This window comes from Enterococcus sp. ARL09-542 (assembly GCF_005234805.1).
GTDB classification, from domain to species: Bacteria; Bacillota; Bacilli; order Lactobacillales; family Enterococcaceae; genus Enterococcus_D; species Enterococcus_D gallinarum.
The window spans coordinates 190,166-201,986 of record NZ_QPQX01000006.1 but is presented as its reverse complement, the minus strand read 5'-3'; the positions used below and the strand labels follow the sequence as shown (position 1 = coordinate 201,986).

Sequence of the window (11,821 nt, the reverse complement as noted above, 5' to 3'; positions counted from 1 at the left end):
TTACTACGGTCTCTTCGTTCCCCTAGTATTATTCATCATCTGCTCTGCTTCACAGTCGCAGTGATTCCCTTCGGACTTTGATTACTACGGTCTCTTCGTTCCCCTAGTATTATTCATCATCTGCTCTGCTTCGCAGTCGCAGTGATTCATAACAATAGCGGCGGAATGTTCCATCCGCCGCCTTTTTTTGTGCTATTACATTGCTTCGTGCATGGTACGAGCGATAACGTCATCTTGTTGTTCTTTTGTCAACTTGATGAAGTTAACTGCATAACCTGATACACGAATTGTTAATTGTGGGTATTTTTCTGGATGCGCTTGTGCATCAAGCAATGTGTCGCGGTTGAATACGTTGATATTCAAGTGGTGACCACCTTTTGCTGCATAACCATCCAACATAGTTGCTAGGTTTTCTTGCTGTGTTTCGTCGTCACGTCCTAATGCTTTAGGTACGATTGAGAATGTATTTGAAATACCATCTAATGAATAGTCATATGGCAATTTCGCAACAGATGAAAGACTAGCCAACGCACCGTGTGTATCGCGGCCGTGCATTGGGTTCGCACCTGGGGCAAATGGCGCACCAGCGCGGCGTCCGTCAGGAGTGTTCCCTGTTTTCTTACCATAAACGACGTTTGAAGTGATCGTTAAGATCGATGTTGTATGTTTTGAGTTACGGTAAGTTTTTGTGCGTTTTACTTTCTTCATGAAAGTTTTCAATAGGTTAACAGCAATATCGTCTACGCGATCATCGTTGTTTCCATATTTAGGATAGTCGCCTTCGATTTCGTAATCTTCAACGATGCCGTTTTCGTCACGAATTGTGCGGACTTTCGCATATTTGATAGCAGATAATGAGTCAACTGCTACAGAGAATCCTGCGATACCAGTAGCCATCGTACGCAAGATATCTGTATCTTGTAAGGCCATTTCAATTCGTTCATAAGAATATTTATCATGCATGTAGTGGATAATGTTCAATGTATTGACATACAAATCACAAATCCAGTCCATCATTGTGTCATATTTTTCCATTACTTCATTGTAATCAAGATATTCTGAAGTGATTGGTTGGAATTTAGGTCCCACTTGCGCTTTTGATTTTTCGTCGACCCCGCCATTGATTGCATACAACAACGTTTTCGCCAAGTTCGCACGAGCACCGAAGAATTGCATTTGTTTACCAATGCGCATAGCAGATACACAACATGCGATTCCATAGTCATCGCCCCAATGTCCACGCATTACATCATCGTTTTCATATTGGATTGCTGATGTTTGGATAGACATTTTCGCACAGAATGTTTTGAAGTTGTGTGGCAAGCGTGTTGACCACAAAACAGTCAAGTTTGGTTCTGGAGCTGGTCCCAAGTTTGCTAGTGTGTGCAAGAAACGGAAGCTGTTTTTAGTTACCATGTGGCGTCCGTCTTCACCCATCCCGGCGATTGATTCTGTAACCCATGTTGGGTCACCAGAGAATAATGCATTGTATTCAGGTGTACGAGCAAATTTCACTAGACGAAGTTTCATTACGAAATGGTCAACGATTTCTTGTGCTTCTTCTTCTGTGATCACGCCATTTTTAAGGTCGCGTTCTACATAGATATCCAAGAAAGTTGACGTACGTCCTAGAGACATTGCTGCTCCGTTTTGTTCTTTGATGGCTGCTAGATAGCCTAAATATAACCATTGGAATGCTTCTCTTGCAGTTTGTGCAGGTTGAGAAATATCAAACCCGTAGATTGTACCAAGTTCTTTCAATTCGCTTAATGCGCGAATTTGTTCACTTAATTCTTCACGTTGGCGAATGATATCGTCTGACATCGTGCCATTGCCGCAATACAACAAGTCTTGTTGTTTTTCTTTGATCAAGTAATCCACACCATACAATGCTACGCGACGGTAGTCACCGATGATACGACCACGACCATAAGCATCAGGAAGTCCAGTGATAACACCAGAACGGCGTGCAGCTCTGATTTCAGGAGTGTACGCATCAAATACACCTTGGTTGTGTGTTTTACGGTAGTCACGGAAGATGTGAGAAACTTCAGAATCAATTTCATACCCATAAGATTCTGCTGATTGTTCTGACATTCGGATACCGCCGAACGGTTGCAAGCTGCGTTTGAAAGGTTTGTCTGTTTGGAACCCGACAACTGTTTCTAACTCTTTGTTCAAATAGCCCGGGCCGTGAGAAGTAATCGTTGAAACGATTTTAGTATCCATGTCTAAAACGCCGCCAGCGTCACGTTCTTGCTTGTTCAAGTCCATAACTTGATCCCAAAGCTTTGTAGTTGCTTCAGTTGGGCCAGCTAAAAATTCGTCTGTTCCGTCATAAGGTGTGTAGTTTTCTTGGATGAAGTCGCGTACGTTAACTTCTTCTTTCCAAGTTTTTCCTTTAAATCCATTCCATTGTTCCATTTGATGGACCTCCTTAAATTTTCTGTTCACTAAGTGTAACAGCTTTACGTGAATAGTATAACACAAAGCGTTTGCATTGCAAGCATTTACAAGAATTATTTTTAACAAAATTAGCTATTAAAACATAAAACGCAACGAAACAGCTTTTAAATCAACGTTTTTTAAATGTGAATTTTTTATTAAAGTCCATTTTTTGAAAATGTGAAAAATTAATTATATAGAAAAAAACACGCGTCTGTATTGGTACAGATGCGTGTTTTACATTTAACTTATAGTACAGAATCTTCTTGAATCGCAGGATCAATCACTCGAGCAACTTCATGGATCAAGCCGCCGGATTTTTCATCGGTAACAAAGGACCCATTCGATGTCCGGTCATTGATTGGGATTTGATTCGTCTCGATCTCGATCATTTGCCCCTTTTGAGTAGTCAAAATCAGGGATTGGTTTTCACCGCTTCCCATATAAACAATCCGATGAGGATTTTTCTTTAACTCTCTGAGAACCATCAGTCCTCGTTTCGCTCGTCCTAACTGACTGATTTCTTGAGCCAGCATTCGTTTGACCGCCCCTCGCTGAGTGACCATGATTACAGGCGTATCTCCTTCCGAGTAAACCAATAATCCATTGACGATCTGATCATCTTCTTTAAGATTCATCGCTTTGACTCCAGCAGCTTTTGGTCCTACAACAGGCACTTCGGCTAATGGATAGCGTAGGCCAAAAGCACGATAACTAACTAGAAAGACATCCAACGGCTCATTTTGATCCGCTAAATACACGTTGACAAGTTCATCGGCCTCATCTTTTAGTTTCATCATAGTCAATGGCCGACTCTTGTACGTACGCCAAGGTTCAAATTCTGTCATTCTTGTTTGTTTAATCATACCGTTTTTGCTAATCAGCACGAAATTCTTTTGCGGATCAAGTTCTTGATAGGTGAATACAGCTAAAATGGTTTCTTCGGTCGCTAGATTCATTACCGTTTGCGAAATATGTTCCCCTAGATCTTTCCATTTGAGATCCGGCAACTCATGAATGGGGCGATAAATGACGTTCCCTTTATTGGTCACCAGCAACAAATGATCCAATGTGCTTGCTTGCCCGATATAAAGCAGTGCATCGCCTTCTTTCATGCCTAACTCTTCTGGCTTAGAAGCGCCATAAGACCGCAAGCTGCTGCGTTTGACATAGCCATCTGTCGTAACAGTTACCACAACATCTTCTTGGGCGACAAGTACTTGGGTCTCGATTTTGATTTCTTGGATCTCTGCTTCAATCTCGGTCATCCGATCAGAGTGGTATTTCTTCTTGATTTCTCTTAGCTCTTTTTTGATGACTTTTAATAATTCCGTTTCTTCATTCAAAATTTTCGTCAATTCGCGAATCGTTTCAGCTAATTCTTGGGCTTCTGCCTGTAATTGCGTGATATCTGTATTAGTCAAGCGATACAATTGCAATGTTACAATGGCTTCTGCCTGTTCTTCTGTAAACCCATGCTGAACGACCAGATTATTTTTTGCATCTTTTTTGTCTTTACTGCTGCGGATTGTCGCGATCACTTCATCGAGGATCGAAAGAGCCTTCATCAACCCATCAACGATGTGCTGACGTTTCTGCGCTTTCTTCAGCTCATAGCGGCTCCGCTTAGCAATGACTTCCCGACGGTGTTTCACATAACTTTCTAAGATATGTTTCAACCCGACTTGCTGCGGCCGCATTTCATCGATGGCTACCATGTTGAAATTGTAGTTGATTTGCAGTTCCGTATTTTTAAATAGATAGTTCAAAATTCCTTGAGCATTGGCATCTTTTTTCAGCTCAACCACAATTTGCAAACCGGTACGGTCCGTTTCGTCCCGGACCTCGGCAATCCCATCGATTTTTTTGTTTAAACGAATCTCATCCATTTTTTTGACCAGATTCGCTTTATTGACTTCGTAAGGAATCTCATTGATGACAATTTGCTGTTTGCCGCCTTTGATATCTTCGATTCTAGTCTTTGAACGTAAGATCACTTTCCCACGACCTGTTTCATATGCCTTCTTGATTTCTTCTTTTCCTTGTAAGATGCCGCCAGTTGGGAAATCTGGACCTGGAATGAATTCCATCAATTTATCCAATGAGGCGTTCGGGTGATCAATCAAATAAATCGTTCCGTCAATGACTTCACTTAAATTGTGTGTGGGAATTTCAGTTGCATAACCGGCAGAGATCCCTGTCGACCCGTTGACCAGCAGATTGGGATATTTTGCTGGCAAAACAGTTGGTTCCTTTTCGGTATCGTCAAAATTCCAAACTAACTCAACGGTATCTTTTTCAATATCCTTCAATAATTCTCCGCTTAATTCAGACAAACGGGCTTCTGTATAACGCATAGCTGCTGGCGGATCACCATCCATACTCCCGTTATTCCCGTGCATTTCGATCAGGATTTGTCTTAATTTCCAGTCTTGACTCATACGGACCATGGCTTCATAAATACTGGAATCTCCATGGGGATGAAAATTCCCCATGATATTCCCTACAGATTTTGCGGACTTACGAAATCCTTTGTCATAAGTATTTCCATCTTGATTCATGGCAAACAAAATTCGTCGCTGAACGGGCTTTAGGCCATCTCGAATATCCGGTAATGCCCGTTCTTGGATAATATATTTAGAGTATCTGCCGAAACGGTCCCCCATCACTTCTTCTAATGTTAATTCTTGTATATTGTTTTTATGTTCCAAGAGATCCCCTCCTAATCCTCAGACAAGCTGATTGCTGAAATTTGCTCAGCTTCTTGTAATTTTTCTTCGACCAATCCAGGGATCGTCTCTTCTTTTTTCTCTAAAATACTGCCGTCTTCTTCCAAGCTGAATTGGACATGGCTTTCGATCCACTTCCGCCGCGGTTCTACTTTATCACCCATCAATGTAGTAACCCGTCGTTCCGCTTGTGCCGCATCATCGATTCGAACACGGATCAATGTTCTTGTTTCTGGGTCCATCGTTGTCTCCCAAAGTTGATCTGCATTCATCTCACCTAACCCTTTGTACCGTTGCAGCATATAGCCTTTACCAATTTTTTTGGTCACCGCGTTTAATTCGTCATCTGTCCAGGCATATTCAACTACGGCTTTTTTGCCTAGGCCTTTTGAAACTTTGTACAAAGGCGGCAATGCAATATAAACTTTGCCAGCTTCGATCAATGGTTTCATATAGCGATAAAAGAAGGTCAGCAACAAGACTTGGATATGAGCACCATCTGTATCTGCATCGGTCATGATGATCACTTTGTCATAATTGCAGTCTTCGATCGAAAATTCTGGACCAACACCTGCGCCGATCGTGTAGATCATAGTATTGATTTCTTCATTTTTCAAAATGTCTTGCATTTTGGCTTTCTCGGTATTGATGACTTTTCCACGTAACGGAAGAATTGCTTGAAACTTACGGTCTCGGCCTTGTTTGGCTGATCCACCAGCCGAGTCTCCTTCGACTAAGTACAACTCATTTTTTTTCGGATTACGAGACTGGGCTGGTGTCAATTTTCCAGATAACAACGATTCGCCCTTTTTGCGTTTTTTCCCACTGCGGCTTTCTTCTCGTGCTTTCCGAGCAGCTTCCCGCGCTTCCCGAGCCTTGATGGCTTTACGGACAAGCATTTGGCTCATCTCGCTATTTTCTTGCAAGTAATAACCCAGTTGTTCACCAATCACATTGTCTACCGCATTTCGTGCGATCGGCGTTCCTAGTTTTTCTTTTGTTTGACCTTCAAATTGAAGCAGATTCTCTGGTACCCGAATCGACAGAACTGCCGCTAAACCTTCCCGAAAATCACTGCCTTCCAGATTTTTGTCCTTTTCTTTCAGCAGGCCGACCTTTCGAGCATATTCATTGAAAGCTTTAGTCATAGAGATCTTCATTCCCACTTCATGGGTACCGCCGTCTTTCGTACGCACGTTATTTACAAATGATAGGACATTTTCGGAATACCCATCATTATATTGGAAAGCAACTTCCACTTCGATTGCTTCTTTTGTGCCAGAAAAATACACAACAGGCGTTAATGTATCTTTTTCTTCGTTTAAATAATCAACAAACTCTTTGATTCCTTCTTCAAATAAAAAGACCTCTTGCTGCAATTCAGCCCGCTCATCTGTTAGGGTGATTTTCACTCCTCTTAATAAGAAAGCTGATTCTCGCAATCGTTCTGCTAACGTGTCATAAGAAAATTTCGTTGTTGTAAAAATCGTGTCATCCGGCTTGAAACGTACGGTTGTTCCAGTTGCTTTCCGCGTCTTTCCGATTTTTTTCAATGTACCGTCAGGTTTGCCACCATCTTTGAATTTCTCTTGGTATTCGATACCATCTCGTACGATAGAAACTTCTAGCCAGCTTGATAGCGCATTTACGACACTGGCACCCACTCCGTGGAGTCCACCTGATGTCTTATAGCCCCCTTGGCCAAATTTGCCGCCAGCATGCAGTACAGTAAAGATGACTTCGACTGTTGGGATTCCTGAAGCATGCATTCCCACCGGCATTCCACGACCATTGTCTCGCACACTGATACTATTGTCTTTGTGGATAGTGACATCAATTTCATTCCCGAATCCTGATAGTGCTTCGTCGACCGCATTATCAACGATTTCGTAGACCAAATGGTGCAAGCCTCGGCCGTCAGTCGATCCGATATACATACCAGGTCGCTTTCTCACTGCCTCCAAGCCTTCTAGGACTTGTATCGAGGCATCATTATACTCTGTGGTTTTCTTTGCCAAAGCCACCGCTCCTTTAACTAAATTAAGTGGGTTTCCGCGGAAACCCAACATGAATGATTCGCAAAAAAAATCTTAACATAAAATCGGCTTTTTTCAAGCGAACATTTTTCTAAACTATCTTATCCTTTTTCCTACCGTTCGACAAGGCAAAGTCACTTTTAGCTTTTGGATGATCCATCTATCATTGCTCGTTTATCCATAGCTTCAGTATTTTCTTATTGTTGCTGCGACGGTTTCATGCTAAAATTGCTCTAGACTTTCAAGGAAAGTGGGTTATCATGAAGACGATTCTGTTACTATTTATTGCTTATTTGCTCGGTTCGATTCCCTCTGGTGTCTGGATCGGTCAGCTATTCTTCAAAAAAGACATTCGCCAATTTGGCAGCGGGAATACAGGAACTACGAATACCTTTCGTGTTCTTGGCAAATCAGCTGGCGTCATTGTTTTATTGATGGATATTCTGAAAGGTACCTTGGCTACTTGTTTGCCGGCGATCTTTTCAGTCACAACAATCAATCCTCTTTGGTTTGGTGTTTGTGCTATTCTAGGTCACACGTTTCCAATTTTTGCCAAGTTCAAAGGAGGGAAAGCGGTGGCGACCAGCGCAGGCATGCTTTTAGGCTACAATCCAATTTTCTTCATTTATTCAGCGCTTATTTTTGTGATTTGTTTGTTCATAACCAGCATGGTCAGCCTGACAAGTATGATTGCAGCCTGCTTGATCACTTTGTCGACAATCCTATTGCCTTATGTCGCACCAATGATTTTACCAAAACAAAATTGGTTATTGACGTGTATCGCAATTGGTGTCACCTGTTTTATTTTTATCCGTCATCGTGAAAATATCAAGCGGATCAAAGACGGCACAGAGAGCCGTATCTCTTTTGGTCTTAATAAAAAAGAATAGGAGAAGCTGGGAAAAGTCATTCATGACTTTCGTCCCAGCTTCTTTTTTTCTTATTCACATAGGCTTACTTAACTGTGATCGAATATTTCGTTTCAAATTGCTCGTTGGCTGCCAAGCATTGGATTCCTGTTTTTTCATGTAGTTCGCCACTAGTCTCTAAGGTATCTGCAATACCTACCCATGGCTCAATACATAAAAAAGGAGATTCTACTGGATAAGTCGTCCAAAAGCCAACGTAAGGCATATTATTATAGCTCAATGTCACACTGTGAGGAGATTTTTCACTGCGGATCGAAAATGAATTCAACCCTTTCGTTTCATAAATCAAGGCATCGTTCTTAAACATCTCATGAGTCAACCGTAGATCAGTGTTCGTTTGTCCCAATGTCCGCTGCTCCAGATCGATATAATTGCCTACCAACGGCAATTTTACACGAGATTTCTTAGGTGAGAATGTGAGATAAAAATCTTCAAATACATTATCCTCTCCTAACGGTACATTGAATGCAGGATGACCACCGATAGAGAAGAACATGTCTTCCTGACTATCATTTACGACTTGATACTTGACTACAAGACCGTCTCCACCTAATTCGTAACTAACAAACAACTGAAAATCAAAGGGATAGTTGCTCTTTGTCTCCTCACTGCTAGCTAGTAGTAAACGAACATAATCTACTTTGTGCTCCACGACTTCAAACATCATGTCTCGAGCAAAACCATGCCGTGGCAGATGATACGTTTCACCTTTGTAGCGGTATTGATTGTCCTTCAACGCACCCACTATCGGAAATAAGATTGGTGCATGCTTTCCCCAATGTGCAGGATCAGCTTGCCAAATATATTCTAAGTTGGTATTCACATCAATCAAACTTTGCAGTTCGGCTCCTTTTTCGGCAATTGTTGCCTGCAAATGCCCTGCGCTGATCGTAACTGTCATATCGCCATCTCCTAATATTGATGTTTGTTCAATTCCTCTTTGAAACGACTATTCAACACTTTTAAATAAGTTCCTTTCATTCCCAAGGAACGTGACTCAATAATACCTGCTGATTCCAGTTTGCGCAATGCATTTACAATAACAGAACGTGTAATACCGATTCGATCCGCAATACTAGAAGCGGTCAAACGTCCTTCATCCCCTTCTAATGCTTCAAAAATCGCTTGGACAGCTTTCAATTCGCTGTATGACAGTGTATTGATCGCCATTTGTACGGCAGTCGCACTACGAACGTCTTCTTCGATATTGCGGGATTTTTGATAAAGAAACTGCATGCCAACTACAGTTGCACTGTATTCTGCTAAGACTAGATCATCGTCATCGAACGTTTTTTCGATCCGAGACAAAATGATCGTGCCCAACCGTTCGCCTGCACCATAAATGGGCACGATTGTTGTTAAACCATTCGGATATAACTCCCGCATCTCAATAGGAAAAGCAGTCATATCGTTGCTGATGGGAACATTTGCTTCTGTCGAAGATAAATTATCTACTAAACTTGTATAATTTTTAGGAAACTGTTTTTCTACAAACATCTTTTTGATACGTTCATTGTTGACATCATGCGTCTCAACGAATCCCAACACACTACCGTCACTACTGATAATATAAGCATTGCTATCGAGTATGTCACCTAAAATAACCGCCATTTTATCATAAGGCAAATCAGATGCCAGATTGAAGGTATTTTTTTGTTGCAGTAATTCATTGATTTGACGTGTCTTTTCTAAAAGTGTTTTCATTGGTTCTCTCCCTTTATAAAATATACCGGCTTAGGTCTTCATCTTTGGCAATAGAAGCAAGTTTGTCTTCAACGTACGCTTCTGTAATAGTGATTTCTCCCATTTGCATGTCGGATGCTTCAAACAATAAGTCTTCAAGTAACTTTTCTAGAATTGTGTGTAAGCGACGGGCGCCAATGTTATCTGTATCGCGATTCACTTGAAAGGCAATTTCCGCAATTTTTTGGATTGCTTCCAGCGTAAAAGTGACTGTCACATTCTCTGTTCCCAACAAGGCAATATACTGCTTGATCAAAGCATTGTTTGGCTCCGTCAGGATCTTGACAAAGTCTTCTTTCGTTAAATCATCAAGTTCTACACGAATCGGGAAGCGTCCTTGTAATTCAGGGATCAAATCACTTGGTTTTGACAAATGAAAGGCACCTGAAGCAATGAATAGGATATGGTCGGTTTGTAAAGGGCCGTATTTCGTGTTGACTTGTGACCCTTCCACGATCGGTAAAATATCCCGTTGCACACCTTCACGAGAAACTTCGCCTGATTGTTGCGATTTTGATGTGATCTTATCGATTTCATCAAGGAAGATGATCCCGCTAGATTCGGCTAAACGCAATGCCGCACTATGGATATCCGCATCATTCACTAATTTTGAAGATTCCTCTTGGATCAATAATTCTCGAGCTTCTTTTACCGTTACTGTCCGTTCGATTTTCTTTTGCGGTTTCAATGCACCTAATGTTTCATTCAAATCGATCCCCATTTGTTCCAATCCATTGTTCATCATTGGTGACTGTGTTTTTGGTTCATCCACCTGGATCGTTACTTCACGATTGTCCAATAAGCCTTTTTCTAATTGCTCATAAATGGCTTGACGGTTGCTGCGGATTTCGTCCGTCAGTTCTTCTTTTGGTTCTTCTGCCTGCTGACCAGGATTGAACATATTCATCATTTGTTCATATGGATTCGTGGATTTCTTTTGCTCTTTTTTGATTCCAGGTACCAGTACTTTAACCAGTCGACGATTGGCTTTCTTTTCTGCCTGCAGCCGAACGTTTTTGTATTGCTCTTTTTTTACGATCTGGATGGCATTTTCCACAAGATCCCGAATCATTGATTCCACGTCACGTCCGACATAACCGACTTCGGTGAACTTAGTTGCTTCTAATTTAACGAAAGGCGCATCAACGATCTTCGCTAATCGGCGAGCAATTTCTGTTTTTCCGACACCAGTCGGTCCGATCATTAAAATATTCTTCGGCGTCACATCTTGCTGCATTTTCTCATCCAACTGGAGACGACGGTAGCGATTACGTAAAGCTACTGCAACAGATTTCTTGGCACTAGTTTGGCCAACAATGTATTGATCTAATTCTTTGACGATTTCTTTTGGTGATATATTTTGATTTGTCATAGCTTCATCCCTCTTTAAAACTCTTCAACAATAATGTTGTGATTGGTAAAGACACAAATATCAGCGGCGATATTCAATGCTCCTTCAGCAATTTCTTTTGCAGAAAGATCACCGCCGTAACGTTTCATCGCTCTGGCTGCAGCGAGTGCATAATTGCCGCCAGAACCGATAGCCAAAATCCCTTCATCGGGTGAAATGACTTCTCCTGTCCCAGAAACCAAGAGCATTTCTTCCTGATTCATCACGATCAGCATTGCTTCTAGTTTCTGCATCGATTGCTGTGTCCGCCATTCTTGCGCTAACTCAACAGCAGCACGTTGTAAGTTGCCGTTGTATTCATTGAGTTTTCCTTCAAATTTTTCTTCCAGTGTGAAAGCATCTGCCACACTTCCAGCAAATCCAACTACGACTTCACCGTTATAGATTCGGCGTACTTTGCGTGCCGTCCCCTTCATGACGACTTGTTCTCCCATTGTTACTTGACCATCTCCGGCCATTGCGAATTTGCCATCTTTTTCAACAGCACAAATCGTTGTTGAATGAAAAGGTGATTTCATAATTTTTTCC

Annotated in this window: 8 protein-coding genes; 1 reads left to right on the top strand and 7 read right to left on the bottom strand. The window is 41.6% G+C overall.

Annotation, left to right across the window (positions count from 1 at the left end; genetic code table 11):
- Positions 1–195 precede the first annotated feature (195 nt).
- The 3 genes from pflB to parE all read right to left on the bottom strand — a co-directional run bounded on the left by pflB (position 196) and on the right by parE (position 7,192).
- Entirely contained in the window at positions 196–2,424 is a 2,229-nt protein-coding gene (pflB, locus tag DVW06_RS09020; protein ID WP_003126991.1) for a formate C-acetyltransferase, read from the bottom strand.
- Positions 2,425–2,693: 269 nt separating this feature from the next.
- Positions 2,694–5,156 carry a DNA topoisomerase IV subunit A gene (parC, locus tag DVW06_RS09015; RefSeq protein ID WP_137264572.1) on the bottom strand — a complete coding sequence of 821 codons (2,463 nt, stop codon included), beginning with the start codon at positions 5,154–5,156 and terminating at the stop codon, positions 2,694–2,696.
- An 11-nt stretch (positions 5,157–5,167) separates the two neighbouring features.
- On the bottom strand, positions 5,168–7,192 hold the full coding sequence (gene parE, locus DVW06_RS09010; RefSeq protein WP_003126988.1) for a DNA topoisomerase IV subunit B: 2,025 nt from the start codon (positions 7,190–7,192) through the stop codon (positions 5,168–5,170).
- A 278-nt stretch (positions 7,193–7,470) separates the two neighbouring features.
- Between parE and plsY the strand changes: the two genes are divergently transcribed.
- A complete protein-coding gene (plsY, locus tag DVW06_RS09005; RefSeq protein WP_003126987.1) occupies positions 7,471–8,100 on the top strand; it encodes a glycerol-3-phosphate 1-O-acyltransferase PlsY in 630 nt (209 codons plus the stop codon).
- A 64-nt stretch (positions 8,101–8,164) separates the two neighbouring features.
- Here the strand turns inward: plsY and DVW06_RS09000 are convergent, their stop codons facing one another.
- The 4 genes from DVW06_RS09000 to hslV are packed head-to-tail and all read right to left on the bottom strand — an operon-like array spanning position 8,165 to position 11,811.
- Positions 8,165–9,040: an aldose 1-epimerase family protein gene (locus DVW06_RS09000; RefSeq protein WP_003126986.1), complete on the bottom strand. Its 876-nt coding sequence runs from the start codon at positions 9,038–9,040 to the stop codon at positions 8,165–8,167.
- Between the two features lie 11 nt (positions 9,041–9,051).
- Positions 9,052–9,843, bottom strand: coding sequence for a GTP-sensing pleiotropic transcriptional regulator CodY (gene codY / locus DVW06_RS08995; RefSeq protein WP_003126985.1), 792 nt, complete (start codon positions 9,841–9,843; stop codon positions 9,052–9,054).
- A gap of 13 nt (positions 9,844–9,856) precedes the next feature.
- The gene (gene hslU / locus DVW06_RS08990) at positions 9,857–11,254 is read right to left on the bottom strand and encodes an ATP-dependent protease ATPase subunit HslU (RefSeq protein ID WP_103299918.1); all 1,398 of its coding nucleotides are present in this window, start codon (positions 11,252–11,254) and stop codon (positions 9,857–9,859) included.
- Positions 11,255–11,268: 14 nt separating this feature from the next.
- Positions 11,269–11,811, bottom strand: coding sequence for an ATP-dependent protease subunit HslV (gene hslV, locus DVW06_RS08985; RefSeq protein ID WP_003126982.1), 543 nt, complete (start codon positions 11,809–11,811; stop codon positions 11,269–11,271).
- Positions 11,812–11,821 lie beyond the last annotated feature (10 nt).